Raw genomic sequence first — 26,650 nt, 5'->3', positions numbered from 1 at the left:
TGAATTAAAGTATGAAGTGCTCACCTATATAGAAAGGAGAGAACTAATTGAAACAGTTAACCAATTTAGATTTAGCACAGAACGAGCTACAAAACTTTAGAATTCAAAACCTAGCAAGTGCACCAACCTCCCCAGTTACAGGACAAGTTTACTACAATTCTACTGATAATAAGTATTACGGTTATAACGGTTCTGCATGGATAGATATAAGTATGGTACTCAGTACTACAACAATCTCAAATGCCTTAGGTTTCGCACCAAAGAAAATAACTCAAGGTGTTGAAGCTTCAAGGCCAGCTGCTACTGGCAGTTTAGCTGTATATATTGCTACAGATACTAAAAAGATATACTTTGATCAAGCTGCTAATACTTGGCTTCAAATAGGAGGGCAGGATACGATTGCGTGGGGAAATGTTACTGGAAAGCCTGTGGAATATACGCCACCTATGGCGACGACCTCAATTCTTGGAGGAGTAAAGATTGGAGCTAATCTTACTGTTGATGCAAATGGAGTGTTAAATGCTAATGATAATCCAGCAAATTACTTAATAAAGCAGGAGAAGTTTGTGGCAACAGAAGGTCAAACGGCATTTAATTTAACAAAAGGAAGTTATAGACAAGGCTTAGGAGCTTTGTCTATTTATCTTTATGGTACTAAATTAAGCTCAGATGCTTTTTCTGAGACCTCTACAACAAGCTTTACTTTAAAGACAGGAGTTAGTGCAGGGGATGTGGTTTTGGCAGAGTATGTTCAGCTTATAAATGTAGTGCCATATCCAGTGCATGGAAATGAGCATCTTACAGGAGGAGCAGATCCCATACCATTAGTTACAGGAACTACCCCTGGTTTAATGGCATCCGTTGATAAAAGTAAATTAGACAATTCATACACAAAGCCTCAAGTAGATACTGCAATTTCAACTGCAGTTAATAACTTGATTAATGGAGCCCCGGGAGCATTAGATACTATAAAGGAATTAGCAGATGCCATGGGCGATGACCCAAGTTTTGCAACTACAATTACTAATACTCTAGCAACTAAGGTTGATAAGGTCACTGGAAAGCAGCTAAGTACAGAAGATTTTACAACAGCATTATTAACTAAACTTAATGGAATAACAGCAGGAGCTCAACCTAACCAAAATGCAGTACAAAGTATTCAGGTAGTAACTTCTACAGGTACAGCTGTAGGGACATCAACAGCTACAACCACAACAGATACCTTGCAGCTTAAAGAAGGTACCAATATAGATATTACTACTAGCGGGAAGATTATAACTATAAACAACACCTATAGCTATACACATCCTGCGAATCATCCGCCTTCAATAATAACTCAGGATGCAAGTAATAGATTTGTCACAGATACAGAGAAAGCTTCATGGAACAGCAGAACTAAAAAATATGCTGCGAATGTAGGAGATGGAACATCAACAGCAATAACTGTAACTCATAGCTTAGGAACTATGGATGTATCTGTAACTATAAGAGAAAGTGCCACTCCGTATAATGTAGTAATTACAGACGTTCAAATAGTTGATAATAATTCAATTAAGCTTCTATTTGCTACTGCACCAACTAGTGGTCAATATAGAGTGGTGGTGGTTGGATAATGAAATATCTAAACACTCTGCAAGACATAAATGGCAAAAGTGTAGATGTAGATGGACATACTCACACTAAAGCCGAAATCACGGATATGCCTACAAAACTTTCACAATTTACAAACGATGTAGGCTTTACAAAGAACTCATTAATTCAGACAGTGAGTTCAACAGCACCTACTGGTCCAGTACTTGGGCAAGTATGGATTCAATTAATATAAAGGAGATGAAATTATGGGAATTACAAAAAGAGCACAATATAAAGTATTTAATGGTACTGATTTTGATACTATAAATTTTCAATCAGAAGCAGAAAATCATAGTTTGTATAGACAGGCTATAATAAATGGTAACTTTGATGTTTGGCAAAGGGGAACTGCATTTAATTTTGTAGCAAATGTGACCCCAGCAAGTCCGTATACTGCAGATCGATGGTTCATGACAAAAGTATACGGTGATACACTTTCTGTAACAAGACAGGCATTTGCAGTAGGGCAAATAGCTGTGCCTAACAACCCAAGATTTTTTTTAAGATCAACCTATGGTAGCGGTACTGGGAAAAGTGTAAATATAGTGCAAAGGATAGAAGGGTTGCCATTTAGTGGTATGCCGATAACTATATCATTCTGGGCAAAATCAAATACATCTAATCAATTAAATATATTATTTGAGCAATATTATTCAAGTGGAGTAGAGGATGGATGGTCAACAAAGTCAGTGACACTTACTACAACCTGGACTCAATATACTTATACATTAAATGCAGCATCATCTATTGGAAGAGTAATTGATGATAATATATGTAACTCCACGCTAATACTACAAGCAGGATTCGCTAATGCAAATGACTATGTAGATATAGCTCAAGTACAGCTTAATGCAGGAACAACAGCATTGCCTTTTTCGCCAAAGAGCTATGCACAAGAATTACTGGATTGTCAAAGATATTACGAGTTAGCATCAATAAATACATTAGTTGGAAATACTCAAGTGAATGGAATTACATTACCTTTGATGTATATGTTTAAAGCTAGAAAAAGAGTAAATCCTACGATATCTTTTTCTTCAACTGGTGGTAGTAATGTAGATTCAACTGCACCGATTGTATATGCTGTAACCCAGGATATGGCCACTTGTTATAAGACAAATACTAACAATGTAAACGGATGGTCAAGCTGGTACTCAACTATGTCAGTTGATGCAGAGTTATAGTGGATATTAATATGATTAGTCATTATATAAAAACAGATGAAAACAGATGAAAACAGATGAAAACAGATGAAAACAGATAGAATAATTAGCAGATTTTCGGATGGTTTTGAGGAACCTATAAAAAGTGATCTATGTATATAATGAAGATAGAGAAGTATTGCCAATGACTGAAAATGAAATTGAACAAGATTTAGCTAGCAGGACTAAGGTTTCTTCAAATTCATCTACACTAACAAGACAGTTACAAGAAGAAAATACAAACCCAACTAGCTATAGCATAGCTTGCAAACTCCTTATTAGGAGGTGAGTAGTATGGTTAAACTTTACGTGGATTTAATAACAGCTGGAATTTGGACAATAGAAAAGGTACCAAATGTATGGAAATCTCAAGTTCAAGAAGAATTAGATAAAACCAATCAAGGAGCATAAAGCTCCTTTTTTTATTTCTAAAATTCAAGAAAGGAGGTATACAAAAATAGATAAACAAAATATAATAACTTCAATTATTGCAGCCATCGGAACAGTAGCAACCTGGATTTTTGGAGTATGGGATACTGCACTGATGGTACTTATTGCTTTTATGGTTTTAGACTATACTACAGGAATAATAAAAGCTTATATAAATAAGATAATTTCTAGTGATGTAGGTCTAAAAGGAATAGCTAGAAAGTCAGTTATATTCATAGTCCTTATTGTAGCAGTTCTTTTAGACAAGCTTCTGAATACTGGGACATGGGTATTTAGAACCTTAGTATGTTATTTTTATATAGCAAACGAAGGGATAAGTCTACTAGAAAACTGCGTGGAACTTGGACTGCCTGTACCAGATCAACTACAAGATGCTTTGGTTCAGCTTAAAGATGGTAATAGAAAAGAAATGAAAGATAATAATGAAGAGGCTCACTAGAGTCTCTTTTTATTATCTTAGAAATTTATAACTCAATTATTCAAACTGACTTAAGAAATAATATAAGTCAAAGAACAAAAAAAGAAGAATATGCATTAAAATCAAAAAATGATATTTAAATAAAAGGAGGCAGTGATAAATGAAGATAGCAATAAGAGCTGGTCACAACTTTCAAGCAGTAGGTGCTTCAGCCATTATTGATGAGACTACAGAAGACAGAAAGGTTAAAGATGCGGTTATAAAATATTTAAGAGCAGCAGGACAAAATGTTTTGGATGTGACTCCAGGAGACTGTGATGAAAATACAGATTTATCCTATGGAGTAAATAGTGCAAATAATTTTGGAGCAGAACTTTTTGCATCAATACATTTTAACAAAGCTTATGATAATTATAGTGGAGCTATTGGTACAGAAGTTTGGATTTACTCTACCGGGGAAAATCAGAGCCTATAGCTGAAAGAGTTGTAAACAAAATATCTTCGAAAACAGGTTTGAAGAATAGAGGTGTAAAAGCATCTACTAGTTTGTATGAATTAAGAAGAACTACTATGCCTGCTATGATAATTGAGGTGTGTTTTGTAGAAGCTACAGAAGATGTTAACATATATAAAGAAAAAGGACCTGATTTTATCGGAAAATGTATAGCTGAGGCTATAACTGATAACACAATAGTTGAAGTTAAATCCGATATAAAACCAGATCTTCAAGGTATTCAGCCTAATGTTACGAATAGTATAAGAAATCAAAGCGGTTTTAGCACTAACGCAACTGCGCTAGTTGCTCTAGATGCGAGAGATAAAGGAGAATCTTCTTATATTGATATAGGAGAGATATACGCTAGTGAAAGAATTCAGATATTAGATGAAGTTTGTGATAAAGAGTATTTTCTACCAGTTATTTATTGGAAGGATGCCTTAAGCAAGAAATCAGAAAAAGTATGGGTAAATTCAAAACAAGAGGTATTAGCTATAGATACAAATGCTAGAGTTATTAACGTAGTGACCGAACTAGATGCTAGGTATGAACCTTCAAGAGAAAGTACAAGAATGGGATATGTAAATAACGGTGAAAGATTACTTGTTCATAAATTAGAAGGAGATTATGTGCTAGCTACTTACTTCGCAGGTCTAGGATATAAAACAGCTTATTTTACAAGAGAGTATGTAAAAGTGGATTAATATATTAATATAAAATTAGCTGAGTTTTTTTGAAATAGATAAAAAACTCATAATAAAATATATTAAGTTTGATATTAACATTAATGATGTAGATATAGAAAATAATATATTTTGAGGATTTGTAAATAATTCTGATACCATTGTTAAAAAAAACTTGAAGCCTTCATGCGTATGGAAAAAAACTGATACAAATGGAGGAATTAATAATGGTAATAAAGTTAAGATAAATAATAAAAAGCTATATTTAAAGCTTAGTGTTGATTTTTTTAATAATCTTATAGTTAGTACATTTAATACAAGAGGCAATATATTTACTGTTAGTAAATCAAATAAATAAGACATATTAAAATCTTGTATAAACATAAAAGCCCACATAAGCAATACTAATCTTATACAAATCTGGATAATAGCGCCCACATATCCAAACAAATTTGCTAATTTAGTCATAGTTAACTCCTTGTAAGTTAGATTTAATCATTATAAAAATTTACAAATAATATTTCCATCCTTATCAAAAACATAAGTAATATTTGCTAATGCCTCAATCCTTAAGATAGTTAATACATTCTCTTTTAGATTCATTGATGGAATCTTATATATTCCATTATTTAAAGAAATTATTTTTTTCGATAATAGATTTACAAAATAGGAACTTTCTTGAGCTTTAATAAATAATTTGTTAGTATCCTTAAAAGGGAACACCATAATACTCGTTGTTCTTCCTTTGATAAATGAGTTTACTAAAAAGGATCTTAAATCTTCAGATAAAGGAGCCTTGATTTTAAACATAGCTCTCTCCTCATCTATATAAGTGAAGATATAATCTTGATCTTTAGTAATTTGGTAACTACAGTAATTTAATTTACTATTTTTTACTTCTATATTTTTATCCCCTATTATATTGTCTTTTCCGTACTCTATCCCAAATATCCTAACATTTTGATAATCATATGATTTATTCTCAACACTCATCTCTAAGCTACAATTGTATTTAATTAATTCATTGGTATTAGAAAATGTATATTTATTTTTATTTAGTTGGTTTTTCACACTGATAATTGCACATATTACAATTATCAGTGTGAAAAGGGTTAATATTATTTTCTTAAACATTAACGAGCCTCCTAATTTACTAAAGACACTTATTTTTTTGTGAGATCTTAATAACAAAGCTTGTATATAAATCTAATGAAAACATGTAAAAGTTACCTAAAGTGTGAACTACGCCTCTTTTTCATGATTAAATAGAATTTATGGAATCCCGATATTGTTGGAATAAGTAGGTACGACAATATTAAAATTATTATACCAAGGGGCACACTTCTAAATGTTATATGCTTTGAAATAACAATTCCAATTGCTGTACCTAAGGAAACGATTAATCCTGCAAAAGTTTTGTTGTAAGTTTTTCTAACGTAAATATTTTTAATTTTAATTCTTATGTTTGAGATTACTACAACAATAATGATTATATATAGTAACAGTCCTATCCCAATAGTGGTACAAGCTAAATCACTGCCTAATTCATAAATGAAAATTTTCGAAGACATAAAGAAGTAAAAAAATGAACTTCCTGTTAGTGAGATGGCTGTATACAGATGGAATAAGAAGTTTATTCTATTTACCATAAGATAAAATACAAAAGAAAATAAATCAAAAATTATAAGGGATATAATAAGGAAGGTTGTAAGATTTTTTGAAGGAGCAATTCCTGTTGTGTTATAAAGAGAAAAAACAGCATAATTAAAGACATTTATAAGCAGAGCAATACCTCTTATTAAACTTCTTATTGAAGCTTTGTCTGGTATTTCTGTATAAATATTAATAAACTTATTTTTATTTCTCATAATGTTCTCCTTGCCAAATATAATAAATTAAATTCACATGTTTCTACTGTACAATCTATCTAGATATCAATTCGGGTATTCATTAGCTTCAATAAATCTTTGTTTTATAAAGCATAGAAGCACATCATCTTACTTAGCTTTTTTCTCATACTTCACCTTTATTCCATGTATTATATCTACCTTAAGATCTATATCTTCATCATCATTTGAATAAGTAACCGTTAAATTTTCATCATCTTCCCATTTAACATCTATATCTTTACTATGATGGGCAGAATATACATTAGAACCTTGAAGAAGAAGCTTTTTTATCTCCTTTTTATCGGCTTTAGAATCTAATATTGATACTCTAGGACTAAAATCAGTTGTGGCTCCACCTGAGTATACAAAAGCAAAGGCTGTATAATATCCGTTAGGGGAGGAGGCTTCCTTTAAAATTTCTATATTAGATTCACTAGAGCAGCCTATAAAGAATACTAGAAAACTTAATAGAATAATACATACAAAACTTTTTTTAAAAGCTCTAAACATTATTAACTCCTTGTTATTTGTAATTAATTGTTATATTAATTATAAGCAATAGCTATTTCTATGTCTAATTACATATTGGTTTCAGTGAACGACTAAAAATAAAAATACACCTCTAATGTTGGGCAAATTCAGCTAACATTTGGAGGTGTATTTTTTATTTATTCAATTAATTTTATGATTATATTACTGAGCTGCTTTTATGGAGAAAGTTTCCCAGCCGCTTATAGAATCTCTATTAGCATATAAAACTCCTCCATTATTATAATCAGCAGATACATATTTATTATTTGCCATAGCTTGAAGTCCAACATTTCCATCACTTAAGGTTACAAGTTTGAACTTTTCCCATCCATCTATAGTTGTGCTTCTTGCTACTAGTTTTGTACCGTTATTTAAATCTGCACAAACATATTTATTGTTGATTTTTGATAGTAGAGATATTGTTCCATCACCGTTTTGTATTACCTGAAACTTTTCCCAATCTCCAACGCTTGTTTTATTTGCAACTAGAGGGTTATTGCCATAGTTGTCAGCAGATATATAATTTCCGTTATATACTGAAGTTATTGAAGACCATTGAGTTGATACTGGTGGAGTTGTAGTAGAAGTGGTAATTGTGAAAGTATCACCATAACAAGTAACGGTTAAAGGTGCAGTAAGATTTACGTTATTATTTGCTAAAAGTGTTTGATAAACCTTAACTCTGTCTTCAGATCCGTTCCAAGCTGGATCTGATACAAGTATATTGTATCTTATGCTTAAGAATTTGCTTAACCATGTTTTTTCTGAAACTCCTGTCTTAGGTGTTCCACCAACTGCTTTAGTTGTTTGGTTCATTATATCTCTTGCGCCATCTTCACCATGATTTATAAATGCATCGTAAAGTTCACCCTTTGTTATTGGTAAAGTCGCACCTATTTCTGAAGCTGCTGCTTGTGCTGGATTCCAGTATAAAGTATCTACTAGATTATGCTGAGCTGTTTGGAAGGCAGGGTCACTTGCACAAGATGCAAAATCAGCAGGAAAACCTGAAAGTCCAGCAGTACTGCTTTGCATACCATCTGGATGAGGCATAGCATCTATGGCTTGAAAAGCAGGTATATATTTAACTAATTTATTACTAGGATTAAGTCTCTTATATTCTTGTAAGAACATTGTACCATCATAGGTACCACTACAGAATCCTGGGAAACCGAAAGTATATCCTCTTCCGTCACCTATATTTTCACAATAATTATATTTTAGAGTTGTAGTACTATTTTCAAAGATAGAGGTAAGCTTGTACATTACTTCTACAGAAGGGCTTGAAAAAGTATAAGCTTTAGCTGGTATAACTGAAGCCAATACAAAAAGAAAAGATAAAACTAGGGTAGCTAGAGTCTTTTTGGAACTTGTCCATTTTTTTAATGCTTCCATTTATAAATCACCTCGTATTTTATTTGATCACAACATCTTCCTCTGAATTAAATTTTAATCAATCTTTTAATTTCATAAAATTAGAATTTGGGTTGGAAATTCTAATTTGGAAAACTATAGTTAATATAGTAAAGTAACTAAGTTTAATATATTTACTCGCAACTCTCTCTACCTGTAAAACATAATATTTCGACAAAACATATCATATTTTTTAAAAGTTCAAAATTTTGTTATATTTTAAATGATTATATGAAAATTTGTAGAAAATATAGTTTTATTTATAGATGGTGAAAAATGCTGTATATTTTAGTAAAAGCTTGCAAATTTTAATCTAAAAATTAAAATTTTATTATTTTATTGTAGATATATAAGAAATATGCAAGGTTACAAGTGTTATAAACTATAGTATATTTTGACAAAAAGATTAAGTGATAGAAATATAAAACTCCCTCCTTTTATGTTTTAAAATCATTACGTGAAGAATAAACCAGATGCAAAATTGAAAAAAATAGGTAAAAAGGCTTGAATAAAAATTTATATTAACAGAAGTGACAATGTTGTGTATCATTACAAATATAATTATATCAATCCATATTTTTCTAGTCAATATGCATATAAATATATTAATTTATTACAAAATATAAAGTGTGTACTTATATTTTCGCAGTGTAAAAAGACAATTTTTATTATAAATAGATAAAAAAAGAATTAATAAAGTATTGATTTACTACATTGCTAGCATGTGGAGTTTTTAATTAAAAGTAATCATTATAATACTTTTAATCTGTAGCATAATATATATATAACATTTCAGAAGCATTTTAAAATTCAATGCTTTCAATAATAATTTCGTATATTGAAGGTTATGAAGATCTGGAGTGTAGTATATTTCTAAAGCCAAAGGTGCATTTTTGATTTAACTTTATTGTATAGTAGAAGTTTTTGTGTGTTCTCAACATAAAATTTCATCTTAAGATGCATCTAGACACCATAAACTAAAAAATTTGTGGAGGTGCTCGTAATGAATAGTAAACATAGAAGAGAGTATACAGAAAAAAACTTTAAAAAAAATGGTACAAAAACACAGAACCAATGGGCTAAAAGTAGATTTCCTACCACAATAGAAGAACCAAGCAAAAACAAAAGTGGAGTAATGGCGGAAGAGCAAGGTTGGACATAATCTACTAGGTTGTTTAAAAGTTCTAGCTATATTTACATATAGCTAGAACTTTTTTGCTGTGTAGAAAAGTGTAAAATTTTCAACCTAACTAAATCTAAATATTTAAATGCTTTTAGAAGTTTTTAAAGCTATACAGTAAAAAACAAAAATAATTCACCAGACAAATTTTCGGCATATGCATTCGCAAAGGCAGATGTGCAAAAAAAGTTCACTGAAGAAGATCGCTTCAACGAATTTCTAAATTTAAAAATAATAGCGCTAAAAAGATTACGGTTCTTGTTAAGTTTAGTAACAAAGAGGTTGTTAATAACTATATTTTACAATTATTATAAGATAATAGAAAATCATATTACAAAAAAATACAAATGAATGAATAATATATCCCCAAAAAATTAACATTTTTTCATATATTTCTATGATTTTTTATTAAAAAGCAGTTATAATTAATAGTATATAAGTGATTAAGCAATTGTTGGCTAAGGGGGGATTAATTTGGAGTTTTACAATCCAAGTGAAAAGATAAGACGCATGAGAAAAAAGTTCAGGGTTAATCAAGCCGCACTAGAGGGGATTAACATGACTAGAGCCTTCATCAGTATGATGGAGAGCGGTAAGAGAAACGTAAGTAAGGCAAGTTCTAAGCATCTTGCAGAAAGATTTAATGAAATAGCAAAAAGAATTTCTGTAAATTTAAATTTAGACGACGAGTATTTTTCAAGACAACCAGAGGAAGATGCTAGATATTATATTGAAAATGAATTGAAAGAGGAAAATAATCATAAAAAGCTTGAAGAGCTCATAGATGTAGCTAGAGGATATGAACTGAATGATTTGTTAGCTAAGTTATATAGATTAGATGCTGATAAGTATGTTAATGAAAAAAACTATGGCAATGCTTTTAAATCTTTTAGTAACGCATTAGGGAAATACAAGGAATTGAAAGATGAAGAAGCTCAGCCTTATATTTACAATGCTATTGGAGTATGCAAATCAAGAAGAAATGAACATGAAGAAGCTATTTTTTATTTTAAACAAGCGTTATTATATGCTAGAGAAAAAAAAGATTCAATATACTACTTTAGAGCGAATCTTAATTTAGCTATATCGTATTTTCATTCAAAACAATATGAAAAGTCTATAAATATTCTAAATGATAATATAATAGCGAATAAAGAAGAAGTTGAGTATAGTATATTAACAGATGCTAGGATAATAAGAGCTAATGTGCTTCATGAAACTGATAGAAAGAATGAAGCTATTAATGAATATCTTAAATTGGTTGAAGATATAAAAGGCAAAGATGATATAATGCTAGCTTATTCTTATAACAACTTAGGTGAGTACTATTATAATATCGGAAAGTATCAAGAAAGCCTGCATTATATTAGTGAAGCGCAAAGATTAAAGAATAAAGTTAGCAAAGATACTTTGGCTAATACATTAAATACTAAAGGTAAGGTGTTTTATAAACAAGGAATGTATGATGAAAGCATAATGATATTTGAGTTAGCTATAAGTATGGCAGAACAATATCAGCAATTTGATATGCTTTTGATGAATTATAGAGATTTAATAAAAGTTTATGAGTCTAATGATGATTTTGTTAAAATAGAAGAGCATATGAATAGACTTCTTGAGACTTTAGATGATAATAAGATAGAAATCGGCAAGAGTTACGCACTTTATAAGCTAATAGAGGTTGCTGTTAAACAAAATGATAGTAACAAAGCTATTACTTTCTTGAATAGATTGCAAACATTACTTGTAAATTAAATATTGTTAAATTTATCAAAATATAATGCAAAATGATATGGATTGTATTATAATAGTAACATAGTTAATAAATGGGGGTAATGGGAATGAAAAATAAAGTTGCAAAAATTATTTTTAGTGTTATTTTATTAGGAGCTATTTTAATTCCTTCTGTAGGGAGCACTAGCATTGGTGTTCACGGTGGCACTTTTACAACACAAGGCTTAGATACACCGTATACAGGAATGTAAGCAGGTAAACAACAAGGCTAGAAAGAGTTCTTATGAATCTTTTTCTAGCCTTATTTAATTTATCTTTTCAGAAAGGCAATATAAACAATTATAGATAATGTAAAACTTTTTACTGCCATTAAAATAATACAATCCACAGAGTTAGTTGAAGTCTTTTGTAAGTGACATTAATTAACAGTAAATAGTTAAAAGGTGAAATATAAAAGATACTACAAATAAAAATTTATAGCTAACCAATCTTTTTGTATTCTATAATATAATAAACATAAGTCTTATTATCGGCAAAATATAATGAACTTTTAGAAGTAAGCATAAAGGAGTGAGAATGATGGATCTATTTAATTACCACATGCACAACCACTATTGTGATGGAAAAGGTGAGCCAGAGGATTATGTTAAAAGAGCTATTGAATTAGGTTTTAAGGCTATAGGTTTTTCTAGTCATGCACCTGTAGCTATAGCTAACGAATGGACGATGAAGCAAGAAGACTTATCTAAATATGTTGAAGAAATACTGGGATTAAAAGAGAAATATAAAGATAAGATTGAAATTTACCTTGGACTAGAGATTGATTATATAAAGAATCTTATGGGACCAGGAGATGAAGTATATAAGACTATTCCGCTGGATTATTGTATAGGATCCGTTCATTTCATGCCTATAAAGGGCACAGGAGAATATTTAACTGTAGATTACAACGAAGATGAACTAAGAAGTATAATCGAAAAAGGGTATGATGGAGATTCTTATAAATTTGTTGAAGCTTATTATGGCTTTATTAGAGAAATGGCAGCTAACAGTAAACCAGATATAGTTGGACATCTGGATTTAATAAAGAAGTTTAATAAAAATAATTTATTCTTTAGAGAAGATGATCCAAGATATGTAGAACAAGTTGAAAAGACCTTAGAGGTAATAAAAGAAAATGACCTCATTGTTGAGGTAAATACTGGTGGAGTAACTAGGGGATATATCTCAGAGTACTATCCAAGTGAATGGATTATAAAAAGGTGTAAGGAACTTGATATTCCAATGAACATAAATAGTGATGCTCATGTGGTTGATAATTTAGCTGGATGCTTTAAAGAATCAGCAGAACAGCTGAAGAAAAATAGTATAAATGAGCAAAAGGTTCTTTTTGGTAATACATGGGTATATAGCAAACTGTAATATATGAGATTGTTCTAAAGCTATTTAGATAGTTTTTAGTACAATCTTTTTTTTGATGTATTTGCAAAGATAGATACGCAAAAAAACTCACTGAAGAAGGTAACTTCAGCGACTTTATTACTTGCTTAAAATATTGGAATAATATGTTGAATCGGTGCATTTATCTATTGTTTTATAATCATTATGGCAAACAGCGCTGTGGTAAGTTTGTTTGTAGAATTTTATGGCTTTATCCTGGTCATTAATAAAATCATAGCTTTTAAAAAGAGTAAAATATATCTCTGTTTCGTAGGATTTATTGTCTAAGTTTATATATTCCTGTACTAGAGTTTCATATTTATCTAAAAGTTCTTTAATTTTTATTAAGTCACCACATTCCATATATATATCAAGAATATTACATGAAGCAACAAGTTTATTTTCTAATTTATCACTTGAGGCTACAAGAAGCTTGTGTATACTTACAGCATTATCTAAAAGTCCTTTTTCCTTAAGTATATTGGCCTTTAAGGTTATTAAACTAAAGGAATTAAAGTCATTTATGTCGAAATTACTCTCGAATAAAAGGATGTTTTCTAGTGCAGCATCAAGATTTCCTTCAATTTTTAGAGCTAAGATATAATTTAAAAGTAGTTTGCCTTTCTTAGAACTACAGATATTTAAATCGTTATTTAGGATTTCTGAAAGTATTCTCCTGGCTTCACATATCTTATTAAGTTTCAATGCTAAAGTACTTAAGCATATCGCAATCTTTGCCTTTAGATTATCATCACAGTTACTTTCTAGTTCATAGGCCTTAGAAAAGCATATATAGGAGTGATAGATCTTTCCTTTTGAGTTAAGTTCGTCTCCTAGATTTACATAAAAGGACAGAGAATCCTCTTCACCTTCTACCAAGTATGCTAAATCATCATTTTCTATTAAAATTTCATCAATTTTAGAATCATATAATTTAAAACGCATTTTATATCTTCCTTTAGAATATATTTAGGTTAGAAATATATGACCAGATTAGTGGTTTTATTCGAAAAAACAGCCGCTAATAGAAATTTTACCATAAAAATACAATTTTATGAACACCTATTTACAAAATATGTAAAAATTATTATTATTAAATTAAGGGTAATGAGGAGGGGATTGTATGATAGATCCAATAGGTGAATGGGATTAGTGTAGTATTTTAGTTATTTTTAATTTTTTATTTGTATTTACATCTTTAAAAGAGATTTCAAAATAGTATAGGGAACTATTTTGAAATCTCTTTTATTGTTAGTTATATTAGAAGGTCTTTAGAAGTTTTTGTATTCTTCATATGCAAAGCAACTTATTTGGTCCGCATTCACAGTATTATAAAAAATAGAAAAATTACTATTTTTCATTGACCATTATTGAAGTAAGTCATATAATGATATTAACATATGAACAATTGCTCATATGTTTGTTGGAAACTATTATGAGGTGATTATATGATAAATGAAAAAATTGAAAGTTGTAATTGTACCATAATACATGAAGATGTTATAAGGGAAGTAAATAATAAAATACCACAAGAAGAGACTTTGTATGATTTATCAGAACTTTTTAAAGTTTTTGGAGATAGTACAAGAATAAAAATAATTTGTGCACTTTTCGAAGCTGAGATGTGCGTATGTGATATAGCCGCTTTATTAAGGATGACTCAATCAGCGGTTTCACATCAGCTTAGGGTACTAAAAAATGCAAGATTAGTTAAGCCTAGAAGAGATGGAAAAGTAGTTTATTACTCCTTAGATGATGAGCATGTAAAGAATATCTTCAACCAAGGATTAGAACATATTACTGAAAGATAAATTAAAATGAACATAACTATAAAGATGCTGCTTCAGTATATTTGAAAGAGTTATAGTTATTAAAATATAGTATTTGAAACTTATATGAAAAAGCACAAGTTCTACAAAGGGGGATAAACCAAATGGAAAAAGTAAAGCTCTATCTGGATGGACTGGATTGTGCAAATTGCGCAGCTAAGATAGAAGACAAGATTAATAAATTAGATGAGGTGAAGGAAGCAAGTGTTAACTTTGCTAACGGAACTTTAGTTATGACAGTAAATGAAGACCAAAAAGAAAGTATAATCTCAAAGGTTACAGATATAGTAATAGCTCAAGAACCTCATGTTAAAGTAAGAAAAGCTACTAAAGCAAAGGTTAGTAAACCAGCTAAAACTATATCAGTATGCAATGATGGTTGCTGTGAAGAGCATCATCATGATGAAATTAATAAGGCAGATAACCTAAGTGCTAAACTTAAGCATAAAGAACCTATTAATAATCATCAAAATCACTCCTCTTCTCATGGACATGATCATAAAACAAAGGGACACACTCATAGTCATTCAGCACATAGTCATGGACATGAAGAACATGAGCATAGTCATGAAGCTGAAGAAGATGGACATCATGGACATGATCACGAGCATGGTGGAGAGTTATCTAAGTTTAGAGTTGGAAGAATAGTAGCTGCTATAGTTTTATACGCTATAGGAATGATATTTGATTTTGGATTTTATGGTGAACTTGGAATTTTCTTAGTCAGCTATGTGTTAGCTGGAGGAGATATAGTTTTATCGGCTCTAAAAAATATTAAAAGAGGCGAGATATTTGATGAAAACTTCCTAATGGTGCTTGCAACTGTTGGTGCTTTTGCAATAAAAGAGTTTCCTGAAGCAGTAGCAGTTATGCTGTTCTATCAAATAGGAGAAGCTTTTCAGGATATGGCTGTTGATAGATCAAGAAAATCTATACAAGGACTTATGGACATAAGACCTGATTATGCAAATTTAAAGTTGCCTACAGGAGAAGAAAAAGTTGATCCTGAAAGCATAGAAGTTGGAGAGATAATTATAATAAAAGCAGGAGAAAGAGTGCCTTTAGATGGAATCATATTAAAAGGAGAAGCATCTATTGATACCTCAGCATTAACTGGTGAGTCAATACCTAGAGAAGTAAAGCTAGGAGATGACATTCTTTCTGGTGCTATAAATAAAAATGGTCTTTTAGAAGTTAAAGTTACAAAAATTTATGGTGAATCAACTGTAGCTAAGATATTAGATCTTGTAGAAAATGCAGGAAATAAAAAGGCACCAACAGAAAAATTTATAACTAAATTTGCTAGATATTACACACCAGCAGTGGTTTTTGCTGCATTAGCTTTAGCATTTATACCTCCAATAGTTACTGGAAGTCATAGTTTCTCACAATGGATTTATAGAGCGCTTGTATTTTTAGTTGTTTCTTGTCCTTGTGCTTTGGTTATTTCGATACCTTTAACTTTCTTTGGAGGAATAGGAGCAGCTTCTAAGCAAGGGATACTAATTAAGGGTGGAAACTATCTTGAAGCATTAAACAGAGTAAAGACAGTAGTTTTTGATAAAACAGGTACTTTAACAAAAGGTGTATTTAAGGTTTCAGCTTTAGAAAATAGAAATGATTTTACTAAAGATCAATTGCTTGAATTTGCTGCCTATGCAGAATTCTATTCAAATCATCCAATTGCAGTATCTATAGTTAGAGAATATGAAAAAACTATTGATAAAAGTAAAATAGATTCCTTTGAAGAAATATCAGGAAGAGGAATAAAGATAAAGTTTGATGGACAAGAGGTTTTAGCAGGAAACGGTAAACTCATGGAGGATTTCTCTATTAAAACCGAAGTTCAAGATGTTGTAGGAACGGTAATTCATGTTGCTGTAAATAAAAAATATGCAGGTTATATATTGATTGCAGATGAAGTAAAACAGGACGCTAAAGAAGCTATTGATAAGCTAAGAGAAATTGGAATTGATGATATTGTGATGCTAACTGGTGACAACAAAAAGGTAGCAGAAGCAGTAGCAGGGAAATTATCAATAAAAAAGGTATACTCAGAGCTTCTTCCAGCTGATAAAGTAGAAAAATTAGAAAGTATATTTAGTTCTAAGCAAGAAAAAGACGCTATAGTATTTGTAGGTGATGGAATAAATGATGCACCGGTTCTTGCAAGGGCTGATATCGGAATAGCAATGGGTGGAGTTGGCTCAGATGCTGCTATTGAAGCTGCTGACGTTGTAATAATGACAGATGAACCTTCAAAAATAGCAATGGGTATAAATATTGCAAAAAGAACTAATGTGATAGTTTGGCAAAATATAATATTTGCATTAGGAGTAAAGCTTGTAATTTTAGTACTTGGAGCTCTTGGATATGCCAATATGTGGGAAGCTGTTTTTGGTGATGTTGGTGTAGCTCTTATCGCAGTACTAAATGCTATGAGAATATTAAAGGTTGAAAATAATTAACTGAATTGCTTTTTAAAACCTATTCATTTATAAAAATGGCAATATAATATGCAAATAAATATTATATTGCCATTTAACTTTTAAAAGTATTGACATATTGTAAGTTGGCAAATAAAATCATAATTAATAATAAATTCAGAAAACAATTTGATAATATGCCCGTTAAAAAAAATGCGTTGACGGAGACAGTCATTTAGTTATTAAAAGCCACAGAGAGTCGAGGTTAGGTGAGAATCGATGTTTTTTCTAGGTGACAATCACTCTTGAGCAGAAACCTGAAAGCAATGGCGCAAGTAAGGAACTTCCGGTAAGCCCCGTTATAGGCAAGGGTTTGATTGAACCTGGTGATATTTTTTTATAAGCGGAGATAACATATCCCACTTTAAATGATTCATATCATTGGAGTGGGATTTTTTTAACCTTTTTTAATGGGAAAACCTATAAGATATAACTTAATAATTGAAAATAAGATATATAATGGGAGGTTGCGATGGAAAGACATGTATTATCTGTTTTGGTAAGGAATACATCTGGAGTGCTAAGTAGAGTTTCAGGATTGTTTATGAGAAGAGGTTTTAATATTGATAGTTTATCTGTAGGTAAAACAGAAAATCCGGACTTTGCAAGAATGACAATAACGCTTATGGGAGGAGAAGAAATTTTAGATCAATTCATAAAGCAGTTAAACAAGCTTCAGGAAGTTATTAAAGTTATAAAACTCACACCTGATAATTCAGTTGTCAGAGAACTTGTGCTTATAAAGGTCAAAGCTGATGCAGCGCAAAGAGCAGCGATAAATGATGTTGTTAAAATCTTTAGATGTAAGGTTATTGATTTGGACACAGAAACCTTGACCATAGAACTTACCGGAGATGATAGTAAGATCTCTGCTTTATTAAAGCTAATGGAAGAGTATGGTGTAAAGGAAATTGTAAGAACGGGGCTAACGGCTATTGAAAGAGGAAGTAAAGATATTAATTCCTATGGAGACTACTTTGAAGAAGAGTATGTAGGTTAAAGATTTATATGTATTAGTGTATTAGAACTACTACTGAAGGCATGGGAAATATATCTCAATAAGGATTCTATTTGTGGGGAACTTTAAGAATTTTGTGTCAGAAAATTATTTATAGTGAGAATTTTCAGTAAAATATTGAGACGTAAATAATGAAAAATAAATGATAAGCAATAAGCAGTAAAAAGGGGATTTTATATAAGGGGCTTTAATTAATGATAGTTAGTGGTTCGAGTTTGAATTAAGTCTTATAGATATCAAATGGAGGAGTGAATTTTGAATAAAAAAATCTATATCTTAGATTCTACCTTAAGAGATGGGGCACAAGGACAAGGGATTTCATTTTCTCTAGAAGATAAAATCAAGATATGTAAATGCTTAGATGATTTAGGCATAGATTTTATTGAAGCAGGAAATCCCGGATCAAATCCAAAGGATTTAGAATTATTTAAGTCTATGAAAAATATTAAACTAAATCATGCAAAGCTTGTGGCCTTTGGAAGTACAAGAAGAGCTGGAACAAAGGCAGAAGATGATAAAAACTTAAAAGATCTACTGGACGCAGGAGTAGATACTATAGTACTTTTTGGTAAGTCATGGGACTTTCAAGTGAAGGATATACTAAAAACTACCTTAGAAGAAAACTTAGCTATGATATATGATTCTATAAAGTTTTTAGTTGATAAAGGAAAAAAAGTGTTTTTTGACTCTGAGCATTTTTTTGATGGGTTTAAGAGTAGTGAAGAATATGCTTTAGAGACTTTAAGGATTGCAAAGGAAGCTGGGGCGGAAGTAGTAGTTTTATGTGATACAAATGGAGGAACCTTACCTTCTGAGATATCTAAGATTGTAAGTAAAACTAATAAAGTTTTAGGAGATAACTTGGGGATACATTGTCACAATGATATGGGGATGGCAGTGGCGAATTCAGTAATGGCAGTTGAAGAGGGGGCCAGTCACATACAAGGAACTTTCATAGGTATAGGTGAGAGATGCGGGAATGCTAATTTATCTACAATTTTACCCACACTGATTTGCAAATATAACTATGAACTTAATGCAGGCAAGAGTCTAGATAAGCTAACAAAAATCTCAAGATACATTTCTGAAATATCCAATATAACGCTAAGTGATGATACCCCTTATGTAGGAGCTTCTGCTTTTGCTCATAAAGGTGGTATGCATATAGATGCAGTAGCTAAGGATCCAAAATCTTATGAACATATAAAGCCTGAGCTTGTAGGGAATAAGAGAAGATTTTTAGTTTCAGAGGTTAGTGGAAAAAGTACCATATGGAAAGAGGTTCAAAAGATCTTCCCAAATATAAAAAAGGATAGTGAAGAAGTAAAAATAATAACTGATAAGCTAAAGGAGTTAGAGTTTGATGGTTATCAGTTTGAGGGAGCAGAAGGAACTGTTGAGCTAGTTATGAGAAAGGTTATAGGTAAGTATGAGCCCTTCTTTAAACTAAATCATTTTAAGATAATAGGTGAACAACCTTCCTTAAAAGGAACCTTCAGTTCAACAGCTTTAATAAATATAACAGTTGATGGTAAAACTGAGATAACTGCAGCTGAAGGGGATGGACCTGTAAATGCGTTAGATAAAGCTCTTAGAAAAGCCTTAGAAGTTTTTTACCCTCAGCTAAGAAGCGTACGACTTGTAGACTATAAGGTCAGGGTCTTAGATTCAGAGAGTAATACAGGGGCAAAGGTTAGAGTTCTTATAGAATCTACTGATGGAGTAGAAAAATGGAGTAATGTTGGAGTATCAAAGGATATTATTGAAGCTAGCTGGATAGCTCTAGTTGATTCAATAGAATATAAACTAATAAAAGATATAGAAAGAAAAGTAAGAACTTATTTTTAGGAGGTATTTTTAAAATGGGGATGACGATGACTCAAAAAATATTAGCAAGCCATGCAGGTCTTGAAGCAGTAAAGGCGGGACAACTTATACAGGCAAAGCTTGATTTGGTTTTAGGTAATGATATAACTTCACCTGTGGCTATAAAGGAATTTAAAAAACTTGGTGATTCAGAAGTTTTTGATAAAGATAAAATTGCAATAGTACCAGATCATTTTACGCCAAATAAAGATATAAAAGCAGCAGAGCAATGTAAGTTCATAAGAGAATTTGCACAGCAAAAGGAAATAACAAACTTCTTTGATATCGGTGAGATGGGAATAGAGCATGTTCTAATACCTGAAAAAGGTTTAGTTGTAGCTGGAGATGTGGTTATAGGAGCTGATTCACATACTTGTACTTATGGAGCCTTAGGTGCATTTTCAACAGGAATAGGTTCTACTGATATGGGAGCAGGAATGGCTACAGGAGAATGTTGGTTCAAGGTTCCTTCAGCTTTAAAGTTTGTATTGAAGAATAAACCGGCTAAGTGGATAAGCGGTAAGGATGTAATTCTTCATATCATAGGTCTTATAGGTGTTGATGGAGCTTTATATAAATCAATGGAATTCACAGGAGATGGACTTAAGTATCTTTCAATGGATAGTAGATTCACAATGGCAAACATGGCGATTGAAGCAGGAGCTAAGAATGGTATATTCCCAGTAGATGAAAAAACCGTTGAGTATATGAAAGAACATTCTACAAGAGAATATAAAGTTTATGAACCAGATGAAGATGCTGAATATGATGAGGTTTATGAGATAGATTTATCTACTCTAAGACCAACAGTTGCTTTCCCTCATCTACCTGAAAATACAAAGACAGTGGATGAAGCTGGTGAAGTTAAAATAAACCAAGTGGTTATTGGGTCTTGTACAAATGGAAGACTAGAGGATTTAAGAGTTGCAGCTTCAATACTTAGAGGCAAAAAGGTTGCTAAGTATGTAAGAACTATAGTTTTCCCAGGAACTCAAAAGATTTATTTGCAGGCTATGGAAGAAGGATTATTAAAAGATTTCATTGAAGCTGGAGCAATTGTTTCTACTCCTACTTGTGGACCTTGTCTTGGTGGACACATGGGAATACTAGCAGCAGGTGAAAGAGCAGTTTCCACTACAAATAGAAACTTTGTTGGAAGAATGGGACATGTAGAGTCAGAAGTTTATCTAGCAAGTCCAGCAGTAGCGGCAGCTTCAGCATTGACTGGAGTAATAACTGACCCAGAATTAGTTTAGGAGGAGTAGCTAAAATGAAAGCAAAAGGAAGAGTTTTTAAATACGGAGATAATGTTGATACAGATGTAATAATACCAGCAAGATACCTAAATACTTCAGACTTTAAGGAACTTGCAGCTCATTGTATGGAAGATATAGATGCGGACTTTGTTAATAAGGTAAACCAAGGAGATATAATGGTTGCGAGCAAAAATTTTGGATGTGGTTCTTCTAGAGAACATGCACCTATAGCAATAAGAGAAAGTGGAATAAGCTGTGTTATAGCTTCTACCTTTGCAAGAATCTTCTACAGAAATGCTATAAATATAGGACTACCAATCTTAGAGTGCGACGAAGCTGTAGCAGGTATAGATGCAGGTGATGAAGTAGAGATAGATTTTAATGATGGAGTAATTAAAAATCTTACAAAGCAAGAAGAATACAAAGCAGAGCCGTTCCCTGAGTTTATGCAAGAGATAATAAAGAACAACGGGTTAGTAGGTTATATAAAGAATAAGGCATAGTGTTAAGTGCATTGAAATGAAAATAAAAAACGAAAAAGGTTTTAGCAATAGGCGTGAATGTAAAAAGGGGGATTTAAATTGACATATAAAGTGGCTGTAATAAAGGGTGACGGAATAGGACCAGAAGTTGTAGATGAGGCTTTAAAGATATTAGAGGTAGTTGGGGAAAAGTATAATCATAAATTTGAATATAAATTTTTGCTTGCTGGAGGTTGTGCTATGGATGAAAAGGGCACTCCACTTCCAGAAGAAACTTTAGAAGAATGTAAAAAAAGTGATGCTGTGCTTTTAGGAGCGGTTGGTGGTCCTAAGTGGGATGATCCAAATGCAAAACAAAGACCAGAACAAGCTCTTTTAGGGCTTAGAGGAGGTTTAGGACTTTACTGTAACCTAAGACCAGCACTGCTTTATTCACCACTAAGAGCTGCATCACCTTTAAAAGATGAAGTTATTGGTGAAGGAATAGATTTTTCAGTGGTAAGAGAACTTACTGGAGGAATCTACTTCGGTGATAGAGGAAGATTTGAAGAAAATAATGAGCAATATGCTTATGATACCGAAAAGTATTCAGTAACTGAAATAAGAAGAATAGTAAAAACAGCTTTTGATATAGCTTTAAAGAGAAACAAGCTTTTGACCAGCGTAGACAAAGCTAATATATTAGAAAGTTCTAGACTATGGAGAACCGTTGTTGAAGAAGTTGCAAAGGACTATCCGGAAGTTACTGTAAATCACATGTATGTTGATAATGCAGCTATGCAGATTGTTAGAAATCCAAGACAATTTGATGTGATAGTAACTAGTAACTTATTTGGAGACATATTATCAGATGAAGCTTCGATGATAACAGGATCTATAGGAATGCTTCCTTCTGCTAGTATTGGAGAAAACAACATGGGAATGTATGAACCTATACATGGAAGTGCTCCTGATATAGCAGGAAAAGGACTAGCGAATCCACTTGCAACAATTCTTTCTACAGCAATGATGCTTAGATTCAGCTTTAATCTTCAAGAAGAGGCTGATGCAATCGAAAAGGCTGTACTAAATGTGCTTGAAGCTGGTTATAGAACAGGAGACATATTCAGTGAAGGTATGAAAAAAGTTGGTACAAAGGAAATGGGAAGCTTAGTAATTGAAGAGCTAAAAAATAATTAAGTTTCAAAACAAATTAATTAAGCAATGGAGGAAGCGAAATGAGAAGTGATTTAGTTAAAAAAGGAGTAGAAAGAACTCCTCATAGATCTCTGTTTAAAGCAGCAGGCTTTACTGATGAGGAGCTAGATAGACCGTTAATAGGAATTGTAACTTCACATAATGAAATAATTCCAGGACACACTCACCTAGATAAAGTGGTAGAGGCTGTGAAAAAAGGAGTGCTTCTTGCAGGGGGAACTCCAATAGAATTTCCTGTTATAGGAGTATGTGATGGTATTGCTATGGGTCATATAGGAATGAAATATTCCTTAGCTTCAAGAGAACTCATAGCTGACTCCGTAGAATGTATGACAAATGCACATGGTTTTGATGGTCTAGTACTTATACCAAACTGTGACAAAATCGTTCCAGGTGTAATTATGGGTGCACTAAGACTAAATGTACCTTCAGTAGTTGTAAGTGGAGGTCCAATGCTTGCTGGGAAGTTCAAAGGCAAGGATGTAAGTCTTTCAACTGTTTTTGAAGCAGTCGGTGCACATAGCAGTGGAAAGATGAGTACTTGTGATCTTAAGGAATTAGAAGAGAAAGCGTGTCCAACTTGTGGCTCATGTTCAGGAATGTATACAGCAAATTCAATGAATTGCTTAAGTGAAGTACTTGGTTTAGCTCTTCCTGGTAATGGGACAATACCAGCTGTTTATTCAGAAAGATTGAGGCTAGCAAAGCATGCAGGCATGAAGATATTAGACTTAGTTAAAGCTGATATAAAGCCTAGAGATATTGTAAATGAAAGAAGTATAAGAAATGCTTTAACTGTAGATATGGCCTTAGGATGTTCAACTAATAGTGTACTTCACTTAGCGGCCATAGCTAATGAAGCTAAAGTAGAATTCGATTTAGATAAAGTAAATGAAATAAGTAGTATAACACCTAATCTTTGTAAACTAGCACCAGCAGGTGGACATCACATAGAAGATTTATACTGGGCAGGTGGAATAAAATCTGTAATGAAGGAACTTGCAAAACTTGATTTATTAGATTTAAGCTGTATAACTGCTAGTGGCCTTACTCAAGGGCAGATAGTTGAAGCAGCCTCAGAAGCAGATCACTCTGTTGTAAAGTCAGCAGAAAATCCATACAGCAAAACTGGTGGAATAGCTGTACTAAAAGGAAATATAGCACTAGACGGAGCTGTAGTTAAGAGATCTGCAGTAGTTGAAGAAATGATGATTCATCAGGGTCCAGCAAGAGTGTTCAATTCGGAAGAGGATACCATAGATGCTATACTCGGTGGAAAGATAAATAAAGGTGATGTAGTTGTAATAAGATATGAAGGTCCAAAAGGCGGTCCTGGAATGAGAGAGATGCTGTCTCCAACCTCAGCACTTGCTGGAATGGGACTTGATAAGAGCGTTGCATTAATCACTGATGGAAGATTCTCTGGTGCAACTCGTGGAGCTGCTATAGGACATGTATCTCCAGAAGCTTATGAAGGCGGACTTATCGCTTTAGTAGAAGAGGGAGATAAGATTTTAGTAGATATACCAAATGGTAAGTTAGAACTTCAGGTAAGTGCTGAAGAAATAGAGACAAGAAGAGAGAAGTGGGTTTTACCTGAACCAAAAATAAAAGAAGGCTATCTCAGTCGTTATGCTAGACTTGTAAGCTCTGCTAGTGCTGGGGCAGTACTAAGATAGGAGGATCCTATGAGAATAAACGGCTCAGAAATATTAATCAATACTTTAATAGATGAAGGGGTAGATATAATCTTCGGATATCCTGGTGGAGCTGTACTTAATATATATGATGCTATCTACAAGAATGAAAATAGGATAAAACATGTGCTTTCATGCCATGAACAAGGTGCTGCTCATGCTGCTGATGGATACTCAAGAGCTACTGGCAAGGTTGGTGTATGTCTTGCAACTTCTGGGCCAGGTGCCACAAATTTAGTTACTGGTATAGCAACTGCTTATATGGATTCTGTGCCAATGGTTGCTATAACAGGAAATGTTACAACGCCATTACTTGGAAGAGATAGCTTTCAGGAAGTGGATATTGTAGGCATAACAATGCCAGTAACTAAACATAACTTCATAGTAAGAGATGTAGAGGAGTTACAAGAAACTATAAGAAAGGCATTTTATATAGCTAAAGAAGGTAGACCAGGACCAGTTCTTATAGATATACCAAAGGACATAACAGCCAAGTTATGTGAATATGAAAGCAAAGCTCCTATTGAAGTTAAGAAAGAGTACAAATTTGTAACAGATAAAGCCTTAGCAAACTTTGCAGAGTTTATAAATAAAGCAAAGAAACCTTTGATATTTGCTGGTGGTGGGGTTATAAGTTCAGGAGCTACAGAGATATTAAAAGAATTAGCTTTGAAGATAAATGCACCAGTAACAACTTCTTTAATGGCAATGGGAGCTTTTCCAGGAGATCATGAACTTTATACCGGTATGATCGGAATGCATGGCACTAAAGCTTCAAATCTTTTGGCAACTAAAGCTGATTTGATAATTGCAATAGGAACTAGATTTTCTGATAGAGTTGTAGGAAGCAGAGATCATATAAAAAATGCGAAAATTATACAGATAGATATTGACCCAGCAGAGTTAGATAAGAATATTAAAACAGATGCAAATATTGTTGGAGATGTTAAATATACTTTGGAAAAGCTCATTGATTTTATAGATGAAAAAAGAAATGATCAATGGCTAGAGCTTATGAGGGAGTACAAAGCTCTAAAAGCTCATAAAGAAGATAATGATAACTTAACGCCGGAACTACTATTTAGCAGTTTATATAATAACTTTGGAGAAGAGCTTGTTATGACTACCGAAGTAGGTCAGCATCAGATGTGGGCTGCACTTCATTATACTTTTTTAACACCAAGAACCCTTATAACCTCAGGAGGACTTGGTACTATGGGATATGGCCTTGGAGCTTCAATTGGGGCACAGCTAGGTCTACCACATAAGAAGGTTGTAAATATAGCTGGTGATGGCAGTTTTTCTATGAACGCTATAGAACTTGCAACAGCAGTTAGCAATAGAGTACCGGTGGTAATAATTATATTAAACAACGGCTGCCTTGGAATGGTTAGACAGTGGCAAAACTTCTTCTATGAAAGCAGATACTCATATACAACACTTAACAGAGGAACAGACTATGTTAAGCTTGCAGAAGCTTATGGAGCAAAAGGTTTTAGAGTAACCGAACCTTCACAGCTTAATGAGGTTTTAGAGAAATCCTTTAACTCAGAAGTTCCTGTAGTTATAGATTATGTAATTAATATAGATAAAAAGGTATTTCCTATGGTTGCTCCAGGAGCACCTATAGATGACATAATATCTGAAGCGTAGGATGCAGATAGCAATAGTACTTTGTTTGTGAGTATTTTGAAATTAATATGTTCCTACAGGAGATACTATATGATTAATTCTTTGCGAAGATCATTAAA

The 26,650-nt window shown here is 32.4% G+C and carries 25 protein-coding genes and 1 pseudogene; 20 read left to right on the top strand and 6 right to left on the bottom strand.

Going from position 1 to position 26,650, the window contains the following annotated elements; genetic code table 11:
- The first annotated feature begins 47 nt into the window (after window positions 1–47).
- The 7 genes and pseudogenes from J3477_RS15360 to J3477_RS15335 all read left to right on the top strand — a co-directional run bounded on the left by J3477_RS15360 (window position 48) and on the right by J3477_RS15335 (window position 4,902).
- Entirely contained in the window at window positions 48–1,613 is a 1,566-nt protein-coding gene (locus J3477_RS15360; RefSeq protein ID WP_206870847.1) for a hypothetical protein, read from the top strand.
- The gene (locus J3477_RS15355; protein WP_206870846.1) at window positions 1,613–1,825 is read left to right on the top strand and encodes a hypothetical protein; all 213 of its coding nucleotides are present in this window, start codon (window positions 1,613–1,615) and stop codon (window positions 1,823–1,825) included. The genes J3477_RS15360 and J3477_RS15355 overlap by 1 nt, the downstream gene beginning before the upstream one ends.
- Before the next feature lie 13 nt (window positions 1,826–1,838).
- Window positions 1,839–2,816, top strand: coding sequence for a hypothetical protein (locus J3477_RS15350; RefSeq protein ID WP_206870845.1), 978 nt, complete (start codon window positions 1,839–1,841; stop codon window positions 2,814–2,816).
- Window positions 2,817–2,940: 124 nt separating this feature from the next.
- On the top strand, window positions 2,941–3,123 hold the full coding sequence (locus J3477_RS15345) for a hypothetical protein (RefSeq protein WP_206870844.1): 183 nt from the start codon (window positions 2,941–2,943) through the stop codon (window positions 3,121–3,123).
- A 5-nt stretch (window positions 3,124–3,128) separates the two neighbouring features.
- The gene (locus J3477_RS26325; RefSeq protein WP_284692001.1) at window positions 3,129–3,245 is read left to right on the top strand and encodes a CD1375 family protein; all 117 of its coding nucleotides are present in this window, start codon (window positions 3,129–3,131) and stop codon (window positions 3,243–3,245) included.
- A gap of 46 nt (window positions 3,246–3,291) precedes the next feature.
- The gene (locus J3477_RS15340; protein ID WP_206871155.1) at window positions 3,292–3,723 is read left to right on the top strand and encodes a phage holin family protein; all 432 of its coding nucleotides are present in this window, start codon (window positions 3,292–3,294) and stop codon (window positions 3,721–3,723) included.
- Window positions 3,724–3,862: 139 nt separating this feature from the next.
- A pseudogene (locus tag J3477_RS15335) lies at window positions 3,863–4,902 on the top strand (N-acetylmuramoyl-L-alanine amidase).
- A 15-nt stretch (window positions 4,903–4,917) separates the two neighbouring features.
- Here J3477_RS15335 and J3477_RS15330 read toward each other — a convergent pair.
- The 5 genes from J3477_RS15330 to J3477_RS15310 all read right to left on the bottom strand — a co-directional run bounded on the left by J3477_RS15330 (window position 4,918) and on the right by J3477_RS15310 (window position 8,696).
- Window positions 4,918–5,349 (bottom strand): hypothetical protein, encoded by a 432-nt coding sequence (locus J3477_RS15330; RefSeq protein ID WP_206870843.1) that lies wholly within the window; start codon window positions 5,347–5,349, stop codon window positions 4,918–4,920.
- Window positions 5,350–5,379: 30 nt separating this feature from the next.
- Window positions 5,380–6,015, bottom strand: a complete 636-nt coding sequence (locus J3477_RS15325; protein WP_206870842.1) for a hypothetical protein — start codon at window positions 6,013–6,015, stop codon at window positions 5,380–5,382.
- Between the two features lie 92 nt (window positions 6,016–6,107).
- Window positions 6,108–6,749 carry a hypothetical protein gene (locus J3477_RS15320; protein ID WP_206870841.1) on the bottom strand — a complete coding sequence of 214 codons (642 nt, stop codon included), beginning with the start codon at window positions 6,747–6,749 and terminating at the stop codon, window positions 6,108–6,110.
- Window positions 6,750–6,878: 129 nt separating this feature from the next.
- A complete protein-coding gene (locus tag J3477_RS15315) occupies window positions 6,879–7,280 on the bottom strand; it encodes a DUF5412 family protein (protein WP_206870840.1) in 402 nt (133 codons plus the stop codon).
- Between the two features lie 183 nt (window positions 7,281–7,463).
- A complete protein-coding gene (locus J3477_RS15310; RefSeq protein ID WP_206870839.1) occupies window positions 7,464–8,696 on the bottom strand; it encodes a chitosanase in 1,233 nt (410 codons plus the stop codon).
- 1,021 nt (window positions 8,697–9,717) lie between these two features.
- On the opposite strand from J3477_RS15310, the gene J3477_RS15305 reads away from it, so the two are divergent.
- The 4 genes from J3477_RS15305 (at window position 9,718) to hisJ (ending at window position 13,050) form a co-directional block, all read left to right on the top strand.
- On the top strand, window positions 9,718–9,876 hold the full coding sequence (locus J3477_RS15305) for a hypothetical protein (protein WP_206870838.1): 159 nt from the start codon (window positions 9,718–9,720) through the stop codon (window positions 9,874–9,876).
- A gap of 492 nt (window positions 9,877–10,368) precedes the next feature.
- The gene (locus J3477_RS15300; protein ID WP_206870837.1) at window positions 10,369–11,649 is read left to right on the top strand and encodes a helix-turn-helix domain-containing protein; all 1,281 of its coding nucleotides are present in this window, start codon (window positions 10,369–10,371) and stop codon (window positions 11,647–11,649) included.
- An 86-nt stretch (window positions 11,650–11,735) separates the two neighbouring features.
- A complete protein-coding gene (locus J3477_RS15295; protein ID WP_206870836.1) occupies window positions 11,736–11,879 on the top strand; it encodes a hypothetical protein in 144 nt (47 codons plus the stop codon).
- Window positions 11,880–12,207: 328 nt separating this feature from the next.
- Window positions 12,208–13,050 carry a histidinol-phosphatase HisJ gene (gene hisJ / locus J3477_RS15290; protein WP_206870835.1) on the top strand — a complete coding sequence of 281 codons (843 nt, stop codon included), beginning with the start codon at window positions 12,208–12,210 and terminating at the stop codon, window positions 13,048–13,050.
- A gap of 117 nt (window positions 13,051–13,167) precedes the next feature.
- Here hisJ and J3477_RS15285 read toward each other — a convergent pair whose 3' ends face one another.
- A complete protein-coding gene (locus tag J3477_RS15285) occupies window positions 13,168–14,013 on the bottom strand; it encodes a tetratricopeptide repeat protein (RefSeq protein ID WP_206870834.1) in 846 nt (281 codons plus the stop codon).
- A 503-nt stretch (window positions 14,014–14,516) separates the two neighbouring features.
- Here J3477_RS15285 and J3477_RS15280 point away from each other — a divergent pair.
- The 9 genes from J3477_RS15280 (at window position 14,517) to ilvB (ending at window position 26,552) form a co-directional block, all read left to right on the top strand.
- Entirely contained in the window at window positions 14,517–14,879 is a 363-nt protein-coding gene (locus J3477_RS15280; RefSeq protein WP_206870833.1) for an ArsR/SmtB family transcription factor, read from the top strand.
- Between the two features lie 122 nt (window positions 14,880–15,001).
- Window positions 15,002–17,365, top strand: coding sequence for a heavy metal translocating P-type ATPase (locus tag J3477_RS15275; RefSeq protein ID WP_206870832.1), 2,364 nt, complete (start codon window positions 15,002–15,004; stop codon window positions 17,363–17,365).
- A 490-nt stretch (window positions 17,366–17,855) separates the two neighbouring features.
- Window positions 17,856–18,383 (top strand): acetolactate synthase small subunit, encoded by a 528-nt coding sequence (gene ilvN, locus J3477_RS15270; RefSeq protein WP_206870831.1) that lies wholly within the window; start codon window positions 17,856–17,858, stop codon window positions 18,381–18,383.
- Window positions 18,384–18,653: 270 nt separating this feature from the next.
- Window positions 18,654–20,249 carry a citramalate synthase gene (gene cimA / locus J3477_RS15265; RefSeq protein ID WP_206871154.1) on the top strand — a complete coding sequence of 532 codons (1,596 nt, stop codon included), beginning with the start codon at window positions 18,654–18,656 and terminating at the stop codon, window positions 20,247–20,249.
- A gap of 14 nt (window positions 20,250–20,263) precedes the next feature.
- The gene (leuC, locus tag J3477_RS15260) at window positions 20,264–21,523 is read left to right on the top strand and encodes a 3-isopropylmalate dehydratase large subunit (RefSeq protein WP_206870830.1); all 1,260 of its coding nucleotides are present in this window, start codon (window positions 20,264–20,266) and stop codon (window positions 21,521–21,523) included.
- Window positions 21,524–21,537: 14 nt separating this feature from the next.
- A complete protein-coding gene (gene leuD / locus J3477_RS15255) occupies window positions 21,538–22,026 on the top strand; it encodes a 3-isopropylmalate dehydratase small subunit (RefSeq protein WP_206870829.1) in 489 nt (162 codons plus the stop codon).
- A 78-nt stretch (window positions 22,027–22,104) separates the two neighbouring features.
- Window positions 22,105–23,184, top strand: coding sequence for a 3-isopropylmalate dehydrogenase (leuB, locus tag J3477_RS15250; protein ID WP_206870828.1), 1,080 nt, complete (start codon window positions 22,105–22,107; stop codon window positions 23,182–23,184).
- A gap of 38 nt (window positions 23,185–23,222) precedes the next feature.
- Complete coding sequence (gene ilvD / locus J3477_RS15245; RefSeq protein WP_206870827.1) at window positions 23,223–24,881, top strand: dihydroxy-acid dehydratase; 1,659 nt, start codon at window positions 23,223–23,225, stop codon at window positions 24,879–24,881.
- Between the two features lie 9 nt (window positions 24,882–24,890).
- Window positions 24,891–26,552 (top strand): biosynthetic-type acetolactate synthase large subunit, encoded by a 1,662-nt coding sequence (gene ilvB / locus J3477_RS15240; RefSeq protein ID WP_206870826.1) that lies wholly within the window; start codon window positions 24,891–24,893, stop codon window positions 26,550–26,552.
- Window positions 26,553–26,650 lie beyond the last annotated feature (98 nt).

This window comes from Clostridium zeae (assembly GCF_017312485.1).
Lineage (GTDB): Bacteria > Bacillota > Clostridia > Clostridiales > Clostridiaceae > Clostridium_AR > Clostridium_AR zeae.
Note: the sequence above shows the minus strand (reverse complement) of the source record. Positions and strands in the feature narration are given on the sequence as shown.

Coding starts and splice junctions, on each gene's coding strand:
- ilvN (WP_206870831.1), top strand. CDS start 17,856: ATGGAAAGACATGTATTATCTGTTTTGGTAAGGAATACATCTGGAGTG.
- J3477_RS15330 (WP_206870843.1), bottom strand. CDS start 5,349: ATGACTAAATTAGCAAATTTGTTTGGATATGTGGGCGCTATTATCCAG.
- J3477_RS15325 (WP_206870842.1), bottom strand. CDS start 6,015: ATGTTTAAGAAAATAATATTAACCCTTTTCACACTGATAATTGTAATA.
- J3477_RS15355 (WP_206870846.1), top strand. CDS start 1,613: ATGAAATATCTAAACACTCTGCAAGACATAAATGGCAAAAGTGTAGAT.
- J3477_RS15275 (WP_206870832.1), top strand. CDS start 15,002: ATGGAAAAAGTAAAGCTCTATCTGGATGGACTGGATTGTGCAAATTGC.
- leuC (WP_206870830.1), top strand. CDS start 20,264: ATGGGGATGACGATGACTCAAAAAATATTAGCAAGCCATGCAGGTCTT.
- J3477_RS15285 (WP_206870834.1), bottom strand. CDS start 14,013: ATGCGTTTTAAATTATATGATTCTAAAATTGATGAAATTTTAATAGAA.
- J3477_RS15310 (WP_206870839.1), bottom strand. CDS start 8,696: ATGGAAGCATTAAAAAAATGGACAAGTTCCAAAAAGACTCTAGCTACC.
- J3477_RS15315 (WP_206870840.1), bottom strand. CDS start 7,280: ATGTTTAGAGCTTTTAAAAAAAGTTTTGTATGTATTATTCTATTAAGT.
- J3477_RS15350 (WP_206870845.1), top strand. CDS start 1,839: ATGGGAATTACAAAAAGAGCACAATATAAAGTATTTAATGGTACTGAT.
- J3477_RS15295 (WP_206870836.1), top strand. CDS start 11,736: ATGAAAAATAAAGTTGCAAAAATTATTTTTAGTGTTATTTTATTAGGA.
- leuD (WP_206870829.1), top strand. CDS start 21,538: ATGAAAGCAAAAGGAAGAGTTTTTAAATACGGAGATAATGTTGATACA.
- ilvD (WP_206870827.1), top strand. CDS start 23,223: ATGAGAAGTGATTTAGTTAAAAAAGGAGTAGAAAGAACTCCTCATAGA.
- hisJ (WP_206870835.1), top strand. CDS start 12,208: ATGGATCTATTTAATTACCACATGCACAACCACTATTGTGATGGAAAA.
- ilvB (WP_206870826.1), top strand. CDS start 24,891: ATGAGAATAAACGGCTCAGAAATATTAATCAATACTTTAATAGATGAA.
- J3477_RS15280 (WP_206870833.1), top strand. CDS start 14,517: ATGATAAATGAAAAAATTGAAAGTTGTAATTGTACCATAATACATGAA.
- J3477_RS26325 (WP_284692001.1), top strand. CDS start 3,129: ATGGTTAAACTTTACGTGGATTTAATAACAGCTGGAATTTGGACAATA.
- J3477_RS15320 (WP_206870841.1), bottom strand. CDS start 6,749: ATGAGAAATAAAAATAAGTTTATTAATATTTATACAGAAATACCAGAC.
- J3477_RS15305 (WP_206870838.1), top strand. CDS start 9,718: ATGAATAGTAAACATAGAAGAGAGTATACAGAAAAAAACTTTAAAAAA.